Source organism: Brevundimonas sp., from assembly GCF_030704825.1.
GTDB lineage: Bacteria > Pseudomonadota > Alphaproteobacteria > Caulobacterales > Caulobacteraceae > Brevundimonas.
On the sequence record NZ_JAUYNX010000021.1, the window covers coordinates 73,478 to 87,094 of the forward strand.

General features: G+C 71.0%; 16 protein-coding genes. 5 read left to right on the forward strand and 11 right to left on the reverse strand.

Annotated elements, in window-relative coordinates; genetic code table 11:
* Positions 1-47 precede the first annotated feature (47 nt).
* The 5 genes from Q8Q71_RS11200 to Q8Q71_RS11220 all read right to left on the reverse strand — a co-directional run bounded on the left by Q8Q71_RS11200 (position 48) and on the right by Q8Q71_RS11220 (position 5,296).
* Positions 48-1,094, reverse strand: coding sequence for a sensor histidine kinase (locus Q8Q71_RS11200; protein ID WP_305759675.1), 1,047 nt, complete (start codon positions 1,092-1,094; stop codon positions 48-50).
* 97 nt (positions 1,095-1,191) lie between these two features.
* Complete coding sequence (locus tag Q8Q71_RS11205) at positions 1,192-1,359, reverse strand: hypothetical protein (protein ID WP_305759676.1); 168 nt, start codon at positions 1,357-1,359, stop codon at positions 1,192-1,194.
* Positions 1,360-1,432: 73 nt separating this feature from the next.
* Complete coding sequence (locus Q8Q71_RS11210; RefSeq protein ID WP_305759677.1) at positions 1,433-1,819, reverse strand: YdbL family protein; 387 nt, start codon at positions 1,817-1,819, stop codon at positions 1,433-1,435.
* A complete protein-coding gene (locus tag Q8Q71_RS11215; protein ID WP_305759678.1) occupies positions 1,819-2,007 on the reverse strand; it encodes a YnbE family lipoprotein in 189 nt (62 codons plus the stop codon). Before Q8Q71_RS11215 ends, Q8Q71_RS11210 begins: the two co-directional genes overlap by 1 nt.
* Positions 2,008-2,089: 82 nt before the next feature.
* A complete protein-coding gene (locus Q8Q71_RS11220; protein WP_305759679.1) occupies positions 2,090-5,296 on the reverse strand; it encodes a YdbH domain-containing protein in 3,207 nt (1,068 codons plus the stop codon).
* Between the two features lie 393 nt (positions 5,297-5,689).
* On the opposite strand from Q8Q71_RS11220, the gene Q8Q71_RS11225 reads away from it, so the two are divergent.
* Positions 5,690-7,081 carry a M23 family metallopeptidase gene (locus Q8Q71_RS11225; protein ID WP_305759680.1) on the forward strand — a complete coding sequence of 464 codons (1,392 nt, stop codon included), beginning with the start codon at positions 5,690-5,692 and terminating at the stop codon, positions 7,079-7,081.
* On the opposite strand, the gene Q8Q71_RS11230 is transcribed toward Q8Q71_RS11225, so the two are convergent.
* Positions 7,078-7,728 carry a glutathione S-transferase family protein gene (locus tag Q8Q71_RS11230; RefSeq protein ID WP_305759681.1) on the reverse strand — a complete coding sequence of 217 codons (651 nt, stop codon included), beginning with the start codon at positions 7,726-7,728 and terminating at the stop codon, positions 7,078-7,080. The two genes, Q8Q71_RS11225 and Q8Q71_RS11230, sit on opposite strands and share 4 nt — an antisense overlap.
* A gap of 46 nt (positions 7,729-7,774) precedes the next feature.
* Here Q8Q71_RS11230 and Q8Q71_RS11235 point away from each other — a divergent pair, with 46 nt between their 5' ends.
* Complete coding sequence (locus tag Q8Q71_RS11235) at positions 7,775-8,665, forward strand: alpha/beta fold hydrolase (protein ID WP_305759682.1); 891 nt, start codon at positions 7,775-7,777, stop codon at positions 8,663-8,665.
* 3 nt (positions 8,666-8,668) lie between these two features.
* On the opposite strand, the gene maiA is transcribed toward Q8Q71_RS11235, so the two are convergent.
* Positions 8,669-9,301: a maleylacetoacetate isomerase gene (maiA, locus tag Q8Q71_RS11240; protein ID WP_305759683.1), complete on the reverse strand. Its 633-nt coding sequence runs from the start codon at positions 9,299-9,301 to the stop codon at positions 8,669-8,671.
* Positions 9,298-9,951, reverse strand: coding sequence for a fumarylacetoacetate hydrolase family protein (locus tag Q8Q71_RS11245; protein ID WP_305759684.1), 654 nt, complete (start codon positions 9,949-9,951; stop codon positions 9,298-9,300). The genes maiA and Q8Q71_RS11245 overlap by 4 nt, the downstream gene beginning before the upstream one ends.
* Positions 9,952-10,189: 238 nt before the next feature.
* On the opposite strand from Q8Q71_RS11245, the gene Q8Q71_RS11250 reads away from it, so the two are divergent.
* From Q8Q71_RS11250 to Q8Q71_RS11260, 3 genes are all read left to right on the forward strand, one after another.
* Complete coding sequence (locus tag Q8Q71_RS11250) at positions 10,190-10,570, forward strand: DUF883 domain-containing protein (protein WP_305759685.1); 381 nt, start codon at positions 10,190-10,192, stop codon at positions 10,568-10,570.
* Positions 10,570-10,977, forward strand: coding sequence for a hypothetical protein (locus Q8Q71_RS11255; protein WP_305759686.1), 408 nt, complete (start codon positions 10,570-10,572; stop codon positions 10,975-10,977). Before Q8Q71_RS11250 ends, Q8Q71_RS11255 begins: the two co-directional genes overlap by 1 nt.
* Positions 10,978-11,066: 89 nt before the next feature.
* Positions 11,067-11,231, forward strand: coding sequence for a DUF1328 family protein (locus Q8Q71_RS11260; protein WP_305759819.1), 165 nt, complete (start codon positions 11,067-11,069; stop codon positions 11,229-11,231).
* A 38-nt stretch (positions 11,232-11,269) separates the two neighbouring features.
* Here the strand turns inward: Q8Q71_RS11260 and Q8Q71_RS11265 are convergent, their stop codons facing one another.
* The 3 genes from Q8Q71_RS11265 to Q8Q71_RS11275 are packed head-to-tail and all read right to left on the reverse strand — an operon-like array spanning position 11,270 to position 13,490.
* Positions 11,270-12,121, reverse strand: coding sequence for a metallophosphoesterase (locus tag Q8Q71_RS11265; protein WP_305759687.1), 852 nt, complete (start codon positions 12,119-12,121; stop codon positions 11,270-11,272).
* The gene (locus Q8Q71_RS11270) at positions 12,121-13,092 is read right to left on the reverse strand and encodes a diacylglycerol kinase family protein (RefSeq protein WP_305759688.1); all 972 of its coding nucleotides are present in this window, start codon (positions 13,090-13,092) and stop codon (positions 12,121-12,123) included. Before Q8Q71_RS11270 ends, Q8Q71_RS11265 begins: the two co-directional genes overlap by 1 nt.
* A 56-nt stretch (positions 13,093-13,148) precedes the next feature.
* Complete coding sequence (locus Q8Q71_RS11275) at positions 13,149-13,490, reverse strand: hypothetical protein (protein WP_305759689.1); 342 nt, start codon at positions 13,488-13,490, stop codon at positions 13,149-13,151.
* Between the last annotated feature and the right edge of the window lie 127 nt (positions 13,491-13,617).

The following is a 13,617-nucleotide window of genomic DNA, read 5'->3' on the forward strand; positions in this document are numbered from 1 at the left end:
CCGCCGTGGCGCGGGCGCACCCCCGGAAACCTGCACGGCGCGGTCGGTCAGGCCGCGTGGCGGATCGAGACCGTCATGCCGGGACTGGCCGACAGGGTCATGCGGGCCTCCAGCTGTTTGACCAGGGCCTCGACGATGGCCGTGCCGAGACCGCCGTGGGGCGCAGGAACGGCACCGCCCGCGGCGCCGACGCCGTTGTCGTGGACGATCAGGGTCCAGCCGCCGCCCCCGCTGGCATAGCTTACGGTCACCACGGCGTCGGCCCGGTTGTCCGGAAAGGCGTATTTGATGGCGTTGATGACCAGTTCGGTGACGATCAGGCCCATGCTGACAGCCTTGTCGGAGCCGATGAAGCCATGGTCGGCGTCCACCCTGATGCGGATCGGCTGGGTCTCGCCGACCATGGAGGCCGCGAGGCTGGCGCAGAGCTTGGTCAGGTAGGGGCCGACCTCGATCTGGTCGAGGCCGCCCGAGGCGTGGAGGTGGGACTGGACCTCGGCGACGGAGAGCACCCGCTGGTGCGCGTCCTTGAGGTGCAGGCGGGTCTCCTCGGAGGTCACGGCCCGGGCCTTGATCAGCAGGATGCTGGCGATGATCTGCAGGCTGTTGGCGACGCGGTGCTGCATCTCCTGCAGCAGGACCTGCTTCTGGCGCAGCAGCTCCTCGGTGTGTTCCAGCAGCTCGGCCAGTTCGCGCTCGACTGTCCGGCGCGCCGTGACGTCGGTGAAGGCCAGAAGGATGGTGCTGTTGGAACTGGTTGCGTAGATCACCTTGCGCGCGTTCAGCAGCATGGTTCGGCGGCCGACGCCGGGGAAGTCGTGGTCGACCTCGAACCCGTCCATGGCGGTCTTCTCGGGAATTATGGTCTCGAGCAGCAGACGCAGGGCCGGAATGTTCCACTGGCCGTCGCCAAGGTCGTAAAGCAGACGTCCCATGGTGTGGACGGGGTCGACCTTGAATATCTCGTAGAAGGCGCGGCTGGCGGCCAGCACCCGGAGACCGCCGTCGAGAACGATCAGCGGCTCATGGATGGTGTCGACGATCGCCTGGGCGAGCGTCTGGGCGTCCTCGATCCCGGGGATCGTCGTCGACATGTGGAGAGGGGCGTCCAGCGAAGGCGCGAAGGGCGGCCAGCCGGTCACCTGTACGCGTAAAAACCGGTCCCGTGGGAAATTAGGTTGGCAAGCCGGCTCAGGCCCGCCGGGCGTAACGATCCTGCCACTCGGCCTGGTGGGCGAGGTCCCGCCAGTAAACCGCCATGCTGGTCCACTCGGCGCGCATCCGGGAGGCGCTGTCACGGGCGGCGAAGCCGTCCATTCGCGCGGCCATCGCCATGCATTGCGAAGCGGTTCTCATCATCCATCCCGTCAGGCCGGACAAACCGGCTGACTGTGGAACCCGCCCGCGACCTTTGGGGTCCGTACGGCGGCGCTTAGCGCTGGACCCACTGGCCTTGGGCGTTGCGGTACCACTGGCCGGAGCTGATGCGCGGCAGCAGCTGGGTCTGGAACATGCGCGCGGCCGCCGCCTCGACGGTGGCTCCATCGCCGGCGGCCTGGGCGCTGCGCGCATAGGCTTCGCGGCGGGCTGCATTGGTGACCTGGACGGCCGCGGTCAGGGCCGGGTCGGACGAGGGGACGCGGAAGCCGAGGTAGCCGTCGGCCTGTTCGCCCACGGTCCCCTGCGCCTTGGCGGCGTCGATCGTCGCCTTCTGGGCCGGGGTTTGGGCGAAGGCCGCGCCCGCGGCCACGCCGAGGGCCATGATGGCCGCCGTCACGACGAAGAGCTTGCGGAAAGACATCTCGGGCAACTTTCGCATCAGAACAGGTTGGGATTCTCGACGAGGAGGTCCTGAAGCTCCTTGTCGAGGCGCACGCGAACATCGGCGTCGAGCTTCGCGTAGATCTGGATCGGATCGACCTGCAGCCGAACCGTGGGCGTGCAGGCGGTCGCGCCGACGGCGGCGATGAGGCCGAGCAGGGCGAGGCTTGCGCGCGTCCGGGTCATGAGCGGTGGTCTCCGGTCTTCAATCCGCAGCGATCTAACGCGATGGACGGTGAACGGGTTCTGAACGGCGAAGGTGGCCTGATCAGGGCGCGACCGGCGGGGACGTTTCGGGCGGCGCCGCGGACCCCGGCGAGGGCCGGCCTTCGCGGGCGCGGTTCAGTTCCAGCAGATCGCCGATCAACTGGTTGAGGTTCAGGGTCGTATCCAGCGTCAGGTCGATGCCGGTGCCGGACGGCAGGGGCAGCGGGCGGTTGAGGAATTCGCGGCTGATGAACTCGGCGATGGATATCCGCAGCTCCTGGCGTTCGGGCGGATCATGCCGGCCGCGGATGCGGAACAGGACGCCGATCCGGCCCTCGTCGAGGCTGTTGACCTCGGCGGACAGGATGTCGAACGACAGGTTCTCCATCGCCTGATAGGCCAGATCCTGAACTGTGTTGGGCGGCACCGCCTCGCCGCCGCCGCCGGCCTCGAGCCCGCTCAGGGCCTCGCGGGCGATGGAGAGGCGTCCGGGCTGGACCGCCGCCAGCGAACCGCCGGCGATGCGGACGCCGTTCACCCGGTCGGAGGTGAATGGCAGACGTCCCGAGACCACGGCGTCCAGATTGACCTTGTCGCCGAAGCCGGCCCCCGCGATCACCTGGCCCAGCTGGACGTTCTCCAGCACGATGACGCCGCTGATCGGCTGGTTCGGGTCCAGCGGCACCGCGAACGGTTCGACGCGGATCCGGCCGTCGGCCACGGCCAGTTCGCCGCCCTCGATGGTTACGGCCGCCTTGTCGAGACCGAAGGTCAGTTCAATGTCGGTCAGGGGCGCGACCGATTCCAGCAGCTCGGCCGTCAGCCGCTGGCCCGGCGCGGCGGTCAGGGGGGCCAGGTTGATGAAGTCGACGGTCCCGCGCAGGCCCTTCACCGGACCGGCGGGGCTTACGAAGTCGAGGCCGGGGATGGTCAGGCGGCCGGAACTGGTCCCCTCCGCGTCGGCCCGCCAATCGATGCGGCCGTCGAAGCCGACGGAGCCGGTCGCCGGGGAGCCCACGAATTCGGCGAGGGGGCTGAGATCGGCTGGCTGAAGGCCGCCCTCGGCGAAGACGATCGACGGCGCCGAAATGGTCAGGCCGCCGGCGCCGGCCTGGCCGTCGTGGGCCAGGGTCAGGCGGCCGAGCGCCGCTTCGCCGCGGCTGAGATCGAAGGCGCCGGTCCAGTCCTCGTCGGCGAGCCGGGCGGAGCCCGTCGCGTCCAGGGGATGGAAGCGCAGGGGCGTGGTCGCGTCCTCCACCGTCGCCCGGGCCACCCGGGCCTCAAGACCGACGCCGCCGGGACCGCCCATGGCCGTGAAGCCGCCCCCGACGTCCCGGAAATTCAGCGCCAGGAAGGGGGCGGCGGCGTCCAGGCCGCGCACCGCGCCGTCGGCCCGCCAGCGCCCGTCGGCGACGCTGACCAGAGGGCGGCCCGCGGGGCATATGTCGCCGGCGATGTCCGTGACGTCGCTCTCGTCGAGCTCCAGTCGTTCGACGGTCAGGGGCGCGCAACCCGCCGCGACATAGGTCAGGCGGCCGCTCGACGAGGCCAGCTCGCCCCGGGTGCGCAGCGCGATGTTCCGGGCGAGTCCGAAATCCAGGGCGGCGCGGCCGTCCAGGGCGGCGGTGAAGCCGGAAGGAGTCAGACGCCAGGCGGGGATGTCGAAGGACGCTTCGGGCAGGCCTTCCCCCCGCATCGCCGTCAGCGACAGGGCGCCTCCGCCGGACTGGCCGCGCGCGGCGGCGAAGACCGGCGCGGCGGCCGGGCTGAGCGTCAGCACCCCGCCGTTGGCCGGCCGCAGGGTCGCCGGCCGGGTCAGGACCAGGCGCGTTCCCGAATGTCCGGTGGTCAGCCGGAAGGCGGGAACCTCGACGGCGAAGGCCGCGAGGGCGCGCTTCATTCCGGCGAGTTCGGGGATGTCGTCGCCGGCAGGCGGGCCGAACAGCGGCCAGGAGCCCCGGGCGGCCCGGAAATCCCCGCTCGCGGTGATGCGCAGGCCGCCGTCCGAGACGAGGTCGAAATCCGCCGAACCCCGGGACCCGGCCAGGGTCAGGTCGTCCCAGGTCAGTCGATCCGCCGACAGGATGACGGGTCCCTGGACCTCGACCGCCGCGCCGCGGCCTCCGATCTCCAGCCGGCTGGAGGTCACGGCGATCCCGGCGCCGTCGAGCCCGGCGCCGGAGGCGCGGGCGGCGGACAGGACCGCGCCCCCATCCAGACGCCAGTTCATCCCGCGGGCGTCGCGCGCCAGAACGGTGCGGGCGCCGGTCAGCCGCAGGCGCGGAGCCGCGGCCGATCCTCCGGGACTGTCGACCCGCGCGGCGCGGAGATCGGCGGCGGCGGTCCCTTCGATGCGGAAGGACTCGATCCAGCCCCGCGTCCCGCCGTCGAAGGTCAGGTGCAGATCGGCGTCGCGCGCCCTGGCCTCGCCGGCGGCGAGGCGGGCGGCGGCGAGGCGCAGGTCGACCCGCGCCCGACCGTCGCCGCGCCGGGTCTCGAGATCGGGATAGGGCAGGTCGCCGGCCAGGGTCAGGCGTGCGGCCTCGCCGGCGAGGCCCGGCGAGGCGGCGCTGTCGACGGCGGCCTCGAGGCGCAGGGCGACCCGGTCGCCGGTGGTGGTCAGATCGACCGTGGCCCGCAGCCCGCGCGCCTCGACCGCGCCGCTCCTGAACGCCGTCGCCGGCATCCGGGCGGTCAGCCGCATCAGCTTGCCGTCGTCGACGCGCGCGTCGCCGAGGATGTTGGTCGGGCCGTAGTCCGTGTCGAGCCGCACGCGCGCGCCCTCGACCAGGACCAGCGGGCCCCGGCTGTCCGGGCGGGGCGGCCGGCCGGTGAAGCGCTCGACCAGCGGATCCAGCGAGCCCAGGGTCAGCCGGCCGCCGCGGACGCTGGCGCGAACCACCGGACGGACCAGACGGATGCGGCCGGGGGTCAGGCCGAGGCCCCCCTTCGACCACGGCGCGCCGATCGCATAGTCGACCTCGACGCGTTCGACGGTGATGTCCGGGTTCGCCGGGTCGCCGATGCGGATGCTCGCCACCAGGCCGTCCAGCTCGACGCGTTCGACCTGCATGTCGGCGTCGACGCCCTGCCGCTCCAGCCAGCCGATCAGAACCTCGCGCGTCGCCGCGCGGCGGTTGAGATAGAGAAGGGCGGTCAGGACCACGAGCAGGCCGACGGCGACAGCCGCGATCAACCAGGCGCGCCGCCCGCGCCGGGGCCGTCGCGGCGGCCGGCCGGGGGTGGAATCGTCGGTCGCAGCGCTCATGGACGGGTCATACCGGGAGGGAGCCGCCGGAGGAAAGGGCGATGAGCAACCGGTGAATCCGCGTCAGCACAAGCACCGTGTCCATCGAAGCACAATTGAGTGGCGCATCGGCCACTTTGAGTGCGGACCGGGGCGGATCGGGAACGAGGCGTCGCGCGAACTCGCGGGAGACTGGTCCGGACAGACGAATACACTGTCCTGTTCCCGCGATAGTCTCATGGTTCACGCAAGCTTTACCAACGACTACGGCTCCGGTTAACGGTCTGTAACGAACCGCCTTCCCATGATGGGACGGACGGGCTATAGGGCCTGTCTCGCGCAGGGGGCTGCTCCGGCGCGATCCTTGCTTCAGTAGCTTTGGCGCCGGCCGGCGTCGTCGTTTGTCGGGGACCGATGGCTCAGTTCGATCCACGTCGCCAGCCGATGCGCATCGCTCCTCACGCCCTGACGGCGGTGGCGGCGATCTCGGTGGCGCTGCTTGCCGGACGCGTATACCAACCCGCGAGAGCGGAAGAGGCTCCGCCCCTCACCCAAAATCAGATCGCCGTTCTCGCCGACCAGGCCTTCGCGGCCGCCGGCATGCCCGCGGGCCTGACCACGCCCGAAGCGATTCCGGTCCAGATCCGTCGCGGCGAAACCTTCGAACAGGCCGTGCGCCGCACGGGCATCGCGCCCGAGGAAGCCTCGGCCGTCGCCGCCACCCTTTCCAACGCCATGGACGTGACCGCGATGCGCGCGGGACAGCGGTTCGAGACCGCCATTTCCAGGCCGCGCGGCGGCCGCGGCGACGCCCGCCTGATCGGCCTGACCATGCGGACCGGCCCCGCGACGCAGTTGACGGTCTCGCGCAGTTTCGACGGCGCCCTGCGCCTGCGCGCGCTGGAGGAGAAGGTCACGCACGAAACCGTGGTCCTGACCGGCAAGGTCGAGGGCTCGCTGGCGCGCACGGCGCGGCGCGAAGGCGCCCCCGCCGGCATCGCCCGCACAGCCGGCCGGCTGTTCTCGCACAAGTTCGATATGGACCGGGATATCCGGGCCAACGACGAATTCACCTATGTTTTCGACCGCACCGTGACCGAGAACGGCCGCACCATCGGCGCCGGCGATCTGCTGTACGCCGAACTCAAGGGCGTGGCCTTCTATCGCTTCCAGCCCGCGGGAGCCCGCGAGGCGCAGTATTTCGACGCCACCGGCAAGAACACCCGTTCGGCCATGATGCGCACGCCGCTGGAGCGGGGCTTCCGGGTCTCGTCGTCGTTCGGCTTCCGCCGCCATCCGATCGCCGGCTATCGCAAGATGCACCAGGGCATCGATTTCGCCGCCGGCATGGGGACGCCCGTCGTGGCTCCGGCCGACGGCGTGGTCGTCGAGGCCCGCCGCTGGGGCGGCTACGGCAACTGGCTGCGCATCCGTCATCCGAACGGTCTCGAGACCGGCTATGGCCACCTGTCGCGCTATGCCTCGGGCGTCCGCGCCGGCCAACGCGTCCGCCAGGGACAGGTCGTCGCCTATGTCGGCTCGACCGGCGCCTCGACGGGACCGCACCTGCACTATGAAATCTGGCGTCGCGGGCAGCGGATCAATCCGGCCGGCGTGCGCACCACCGAGGGCACCATCCTGGCCGGGGCCGATCTGGCGGCGTTCAGGGCTGAGAAAGCCCGCATCGACCGCATCCGGGCGGCCGGCGGCGAACGCCGTCCACAGGTCCAGCGCACCGACACCGCCGCTCCGGCCGCGGCCGCGCCGACAGGCCTGCGTCCGGCCCAGGGCCAGGCGGACTCCTAACCCGTCGCATTCGCCCCGGCGATCAGGGCATCGTCGATTTCCCGCGCCCGCACAGCCGCCTCGCGCTGGAACAGCCGGCCCGCATAGGCCTTGAAGGCGTCGCGGTCGGGGATGGACTTGAACTGCAGGCCCCAACCGATCTGGCTGCCCAGATAAACGTCCAGGGCGCTGAATCTGTCGCCTAGGAGCCAGGGTCCGCCGCTGCCGGTCACCGCCTGTTCGAGCGCATCGACCACCTGGTCGAAGCTGCCGTAGCCGGCCATGGCGGCCTTGTCGGCCGGAGCCAGAAGGTTCAGCGCCTTGGCCGTCACCGCGGCCTCAAGCGGCCCGGCGCCGAAGAACATCCAGCGCAGATAGGTCCCGCGCGCCGGATCGTCGAACGCCGGCGCGAGCCCCGCCTCGGGGCAGGCGTCGGCCAGCCAGGCGCAGACGGCGGCGCATTCGGTCACCGTTACGCCGCGCCAGGTGACGGCTGGCACCTTGCCCATCGGATTGATGGCCAGATACCCGGGGGCCTTCATCGTCGTGCCGTAATCCAGCACGACGGTGCGGTAGGGCCGGCCGATCTCCTCCAGCATCCATCGCGCGATGCGACCGCGCGACATGGGGTTGGTGTAGAAAACGATCTCGTCGTCGGACTGGCTCAATTCGCTCTCCTTCGCGTTTCCACGCGGACGCTAACCCGAAGACGACATGGAACAAAGACGAAACATCCTGAAAGCGCTGGCCGGAGGGGCGACGCTGTGGGCCGCCGGACCCGCCGCCCGGGCGCAGGCCGAATTCCGGTCGTCGCGGATCGCGGTCGCGACCCGCGGACGCGGGCCGGACCTGATCCTGATCCCGGGCCTGGCCTCGACCGCCGAGGTCTGGCGCGGCGTCGCCGACCGTCTCGCCGGACAGCGGCGGCTGCATCTGGTCTCGCTGCGCGGTTTCGGCGACCTGGCGCCCGAGGCCAATGCGAGCGGCGCGGTCCTGGGCGCGGCGGCCGGGGAGGTGCGCCGCTATATCGCCGAGCAGCGGCTGGACCGCCCGGCGATTATCGGCCATTCGATGGGCGGCCAGATCGGCCTCCGGGTCGCCGCCGACGCGGGCGACCGGGTCGGGCGGCTTATGGTGGTGGATTCCTCGCCCTTCTTCGCGGCCCTGATCAGTCCCCAGGCCCACGTCGGCGATGTCGAACCGATCGCCCAGCTGGCCTACCAGGCCGTCCAGTTCCTCGGCGACGAGGCCTTGCGGACCCGCGGACGGTCGATGGGGCTGGAGCTGGGCGGGGCGACCGACGCCGTGTTCAGCTCGATCGGCTGGCAGGGTGGCGACCGCCGCGTTCTGGCCCAGTCGTTGTACGAGGTGATGACGATCGACCTGCGTCGCCGCCTGCCCGACATCGTGGCCCCGGTGACGGTGGTCTACGGCTGGAACCCCGACCAGAACTCGCCGCGCGCGCGCGCCGATTCCCTGTTCCGCGAGGCTTACGCCCGTCTTCGCCGGCCCGCGACCTTCGAACGGATCGAGGGGGCCGAACACATGGTGATGATCGACCAGCCGCGACGGTTCCTGGCGGCGGTGGAACGGTTCCTGGCCTGAGGGTCAGTCCGCGTCGGGCTGCCGGTCCGGATGGGCGGCGACGAAGGCGGGGTGCCGGGCGGCGGCGGCGTCTATGGCCAGCAGGCGCGGAAAGGCGTCAAGCGGCACATTGAACCGGCGGGCCGAATAGATTTGCGGGATCAGATAGCAGTCGGCGAGGGTCGGCGACGCGCCGAAACACCAGCCGGCACCATGGTCCGCGACCAGCGCCTCCAGCGCTCCGAAGCCGGGAACGATCCAGCGGGCGGCCCAGGCGTCGACGGCGGCCTGGTCGGCGCCGAACGTCTCCCGCAGGGCCTTGCCGACCCGCAGATTGTTCAGGGGATGGATGTCGCAGCCGACGAGCGCCGCCATGGCGCGGACATGGGCGCGATCCACCGCATCGGCGGGCAGCAGAGCGGGCTGCGGATGCACCTCCTCCAGCCATTCGAGAATGGCCGGGCTCTGGGTCAGGACGGCGCCGTCGACCTCGAGCGCGGGCACCATGCCCTGGGGGTTCAATGCGACGAAGGCCGCGGACTTCTGCGCGCCGGCGCGCAGGTCGACGCTCTGTTGGCCATAGGCCAGGCCCTTGAGCTCAAGGGCGATCCGGGTGCGCCAGGCGGCGCCCGAGCGCCAGTAGCCGTGCAGGATCATCGCGGCATCACGGTGAAGCTCAGGGGTTGCAGGCCACCGATGGCCGCCTCGACCCGGTCGCCGGGCTCAAGCGGGCCCACCCCCTCGGGCGTGCCGGTGAAGATCAGGTCGCCCGGCCCAACGTCCCAGAGCTCGCGCGCCTTGGCGAGGATTTCAACCGGACTCCAGACCATGTCGTCGAGCCGGCCGGCCTGGCGGGCCTCACCATTGACCGAAAGGGTGATCGCCGCCGCCGGGTCCGGCAGGGCGCCGAGCGTCAACGGCCCGCAGGGGGCGGACTGGTCGAAGCCTTTCGCGGAATCCCAGGGGCGACCCTTTTCCTTGGCGGCGGCCTGCAGATCCCGGCGCGTCAGATCGCAGCCGACCGCCCAACCCACGATCGCTCCGTCCGCTCCGACGGCGCAGATCAGTTCGACCTCGTGGTGGAGGTTGGCCGTCGCCGTCGGGAAGACGGGATCGGACCCGTCGGTCACCACGGCATCGGCCGGCTTGGTGAAGAAGAAGGGTTCGGCGCGGGCGTGCCCCATCTCGCGCGCGTGGGCGGCGTAGTTCTGGCCGACGCAGAGAATTCGCCGCACCGGGAACCGCTCCGCTCGCCCTTCGACGGGCAGGGACGGCGTCCGGGAGGGGGGGAAGAGCCATGAGGTCATGAAGCCCTGTCTAGTCCGGGTCGCGACGTTTCGCCACCGCCCGGCCCATCCGTCGATGGGCGGGGCGGCGTCCTGGCGGGGGAAACGAGTCATGAGGTCATGCGCCCCTGTCCAGGCCGGGTCGCGGCGCTTCGCCACCGTGCGGCGATGCCGCACTGCGGGAACCGTGACGGCACAGTGGCGTTCCGGCTCAGGGTTCTCTATCTAACCGTCAAGCTTGACGAACGGAGCGCGCATCATGGCGACGACCAAGGCAGCACGGGCGACCGTGAAGAACGACATCAACACCCTGAAGGACGACCTGAAGGTGCTGGGAGCCGAGGAGAAGGCGCGCCTGCGCGAGAAGGCCACGGCGGCCGAAGCCCGTCTGCGCGCCAAGGCGGCCGAGGCTGAAACCCGGATGCGCCAGGAAGCCGAGGTTCTGCGCGACCGGGCCCGGGGCTATTACGACACCGCCCGCGTGCGGGGGCAGGAATATTACGACGAAGCGACCGAACGCCTCGACGAAGCGCAACGCTATCTGGTCGAGCGGGTGCAGGAGCGCCCGGTTCAGTCGACCGCCATCGCCCTCGGCGTCGGCGTCGTGCTGGGCCTGCTGCTCGCCGGTCGTCGCCGCTGATGTTCGGCGGGGGCATGGCCAGGGGGCTGGTCAAGAAGGCCGTCGCGACCGCCGTCGCGGCGGGCGCCGCCCTCGTCGCCGTGGCGGCGTTCGGGGCGACCGTCTTCTACGCCCTGCAGCTGCTGGTCGTTCCCCTGGCGGCGGCGGCCATCACCTTCCTGCTGTTCGCCGTGATCGCCCTGGCCGTGGTCCTGATCTTCGTCGCCCGCAGCGAGGCGGAAGACGAGGAGGACGAGGACGACGCTTCGGGCCTGGGTCACCGCGCCTATATGCTGTTCCGCCAGCGGCCCATCCTCGGCACCGTCGCCGCCCTCGCCGGCGGCTGGATTTTCCTGCGGAACCCGGCGCTCGCCACCATGGTGGCGGCCGCCTTCACCGAGAAGTCCCACGGCAGCCGCCGCCGCTGAGGCGGAACGGCGGCGTATCCGGAACGTTGATCGGACAGGTGCGGCGCTGGGCCGTTCCTTTGGATGAACTGTTCCGGGAGACGCCGCTCATGCTTCGCTGGGCCCTTATCTTTCTCGTACTCGCGCTCGTCGCCGGGGCGCTTGGCGCCGGCGGTGTCGCGGGCCTGTCGATGAACATCGCCTATGTGCTGTTCGTCGTGTTCCTGATCCTGCTGGTCGTGCATTTCTTCACCGGCCGCGGCCGACGAATCTGACGTCCCGGGACATCAGCCCCTGACGAGGCCGCGGTCGATCAGACCGCGGCCTTTTCCTTCTGGCCGGCTTCGTTCGGATCGGGCGCGGTGGCGGTCCTGCGGGTGTCCTGACGGCGGGGCAGGCGCCAGGTCTGGTTCGGCTCGAACCGGTCTCCCGTCCAGGCGATGGCGGTGACGACGATGTGGCGCGCGTCCCATTCGATCTGGTTGAAACTGGGCGGCGCGCCGCGCTCGCGATGCGACAGCGTCCCGCATCCCACGGCGTGGGAGCAATGGTCGCCCAGGCTGATCGGCAGGGCGAAGGGAACGTGGACGTGGCCGGTGGCGATCAGGTCCACGCCGGCCTCGGCGAAGATCAGCGCGGCCGCGTCGCCGCGCTTGACGTCGCCGGTCATGGGCGTGCCGATCATCTCGACCAGCGGATGATGGCAGGCCAGAACGCGCAGGGCGCCCACCGGCGCCTGGCGGAGGGCCTCGGCCGCCTTGCGGGTCTGGTCCAGGTCGATCACGCCCTTCGACCAGTTGGTCCGGGCCTGCCAGCCGCGCGCCGTGACGACGCCGCGCACCATCAGCTCCGGGCTCAGGAATTGATGGTCGTGGGCGGGATGGCCCGTGGCGCGCTCGAACGCCTTCCAGGGGCTGAACACCCGCGCGATCAGACTCCAGTAGGGCACGTCATGGTTGCCGACGATGACGAAGCGCGGGTCCGGCATCCGGTCGATCCAGCGGCCGGCCGCCTCGAATTCGGCGGGCAGGCCCTGCTGGGTGATGTCGCCCGTGATCAGGACCAGGTCGTGGGGCGTGGCGTGGGCGTAGTCGAGGGCCGCCGCGCAGGCATGTTTGTGCTCGCGGCCGAAATGGATGTCAGAGAACTGGAGAATGCGCCCCACTAGACGCTGTCCTCCGCCGCCGGCGGGTTGGGCGCCAAGGCCCGGAACGCCTCGCGGACGAAGCGCACCCGGGCCTCGTGCCGCAGCAGAATGGGTTCTCCGTCGATCACGGCCGGGATGCGCGAACGGGCGCGGACCGTCGCCTGCTGGATCGCCCGCGTGGTCACGGCCGGATCCTGGCGCCAGTCGTCGAACACGGCGTGAGCCGCCAGGCGGAAGGCCTGAAGGGCGTCGGAGGGGTTCATTGCGGCCGCCTCCAGTCCGGTATGTTCGTCCATCGCCCGCGAGATCATAGGACTGATCAGCACCAGGGCCTCGGCGCGGCGCTCTGCCTTGCCGTCCAGCGAGAAGCGCAGCCGTCCCGTAAAGGCCCGCTTCAGGGCGCGGCGGGCATAGGCCCAGGCCAAACCGAATTTGGCCTCGCGCACGGCCTCGCGGGCCGGGGCCCACAGGGCGGGAGAGCCGAGAATGGCGGCGCAATAGAAGGCCCGCCGCGCCTGCCCGTCCGAAATCTCGCCCCCCGCGACGCATTGGGCGGCGCCGTCCTCCAGCGCCGTCTTCAGGGCGGCCCTCCAGTCGGCCGTGCCGTACAGGGCCCGGGGCAGCATGTTCATGGTTCCGCCGGGAAGAGGCGCGATCAGGGGCCCGGCGGGGCCCGCGCGCGAAGCGATGGTTCCCGCCGTGCCGTCGCCGGCCAGCACGAACAGGGCGTCGGGCCGGGCGTCCAGGGCCGCCTGCACCTGGGCGTCGAACTGGCCGGCCTCGAGCGCCACGACCGTGGTTTCACAGGCATAGCCGGCCAGGATGTCCGCCGCCTCGCCGGCCGCGGCGGGCCCGACGCCGCCCGACAGCGGATTGACCAGCATGATCACCCGCTTCAGCGGAACGTGCGAGGTCAGGACACGCGGCCCGGCGACCGCGTCGTCGGACGCGGTCGCCGGATCGGACGCGGACGCCAGGGTATCGGTCATGCCGCCCGAACGTCCCGGCCGGAGCGATGTTCCGGCTGGCCGGCGCTCAAGCGTGACTATTGCTTCTTGAGCTCGTCGGAAGCGGCGGCGGCGCCGGCCTGGGCGGCGTCGCCGGCCTTTTCGGCCGCGGCCCCGGCGGCGTCGGCGGCCTCGTCGGCGACCTTGGGCGCTTCGCCCCGGACCGTGGAGACGCCCTTGGTGATCCAGCCGTCCATGATGGCGCCGCCTTCGGCCAACGACTGCTCCTTGACGCCCAGCACGGCCGTCAGCACGCCGAACAGCGCCAGCAGGGTGACGACGACCCCCACCAGCGGATTGCCCGAGCGTCGTTTCGAGCGCGCCCAGACCGGACTGTGCTCGCCGTCGTCCGCCATGCGGACCGGTTCAGAAAAACGCATACGAAACCCCCGTCTCAACCCAGAACATCGATGCCGCACCCTCCGTGCGACCCCGATGGAAAGCCTAATACAGGCTTAACCCCGATCATAGCGGTGGAACCGCCACGCTTATCCAGCGTTCTCACCC

What these genes read in the sequence shown, in the direction of transcription:
- Q8Q71_RS11215 (WP_305759678.1), bottom strand. Translation starts at nt 2,007, where the DNA reads ATGACCCGGACGCGCGCAAGCCTCGCCCTGCTCGGCCTCATCGCCGCC.
- Q8Q71_RS11235 (WP_305759682.1), top strand. Translation starts at nt 7,775, where the DNA reads ATGGAACAAAGACGAAACATCCTGAAAGCGCTGGCCGGAGGGGCGACG.
- Q8Q71_RS11205 (WP_305759676.1), bottom strand. Translation starts at nt 1,359, where the DNA reads ATGATGAGAACCGCTTCGCAATGCATGGCGATGGCCGCGCGAATGGAC.
- Q8Q71_RS11225 (WP_305759680.1), top strand. Translation starts at nt 5,690, where the DNA reads ATGGCTCAGTTCGATCCACGTCGCCAGCCGATGCGCATCGCTCCTCAC.
- Q8Q71_RS11250 (WP_305759685.1), top strand. Translation starts at nt 10,190, where the DNA reads ATGGCGACGACCAAGGCAGCACGGGCGACCGTGAAGAACGACATCAAC.
- Q8Q71_RS11220 (WP_305759679.1), bottom strand. Translation starts at nt 5,296, where the DNA reads ATGAGCGCTGCGACCGACGATTCCACCCCCGGCCGGCCGCCGCGACGG.
- Q8Q71_RS11275 (WP_305759689.1), bottom strand. Translation starts at nt 13,490, where the DNA reads ATGCGTTTTTCTGAACCGGTCCGCATGGCGGACGACGGCGAGCACAGT.
- Q8Q71_RS11255 (WP_305759686.1), top strand. Translation starts at nt 10,570, where the DNA reads ATGTTCGGCGGGGGCATGGCCAGGGGGCTGGTCAAGAAGGCCGTCGCG.
- Q8Q71_RS11245 (WP_305759684.1), bottom strand. Translation starts at nt 9,951, where the DNA reads ATGACCTCATGGCTCTTCCCCCCCTCCCGGACGCCGTCCCTGCCCGTC.
- maiA (WP_305759683.1), bottom strand. Translation starts at nt 9,301, where the DNA reads ATGATCCTGCACGGCTACTGGCGCTCGGGCGCCGCCTGGCGCACCCGG.
- Q8Q71_RS11200 (WP_305759675.1), bottom strand. Translation starts at nt 1,094, where the DNA reads ATGTCGACGACGATCCCCGGGATCGAGGACGCCCAGACGCTCGCCCAG.
- Q8Q71_RS11260 (WP_305759819.1), top strand. Translation starts at nt 11,067, where the DNA reads ATGCTTCGCTGGGCCCTTATCTTTCTCGTACTCGCGCTCGTCGCCGGG.
- Q8Q71_RS11210 (WP_305759677.1), bottom strand. Translation starts at nt 1,819, where the DNA reads ATGCGAAAGTTGCCCGAGATGTCTTTCCGCAAGCTCTTCGTCGTGACG.
- Q8Q71_RS11270 (WP_305759688.1), bottom strand. Translation starts at nt 13,092, where the DNA reads ATGACCGATACCCTGGCGTCCGCGTCCGATCCGGCGACCGCGTCCGAC.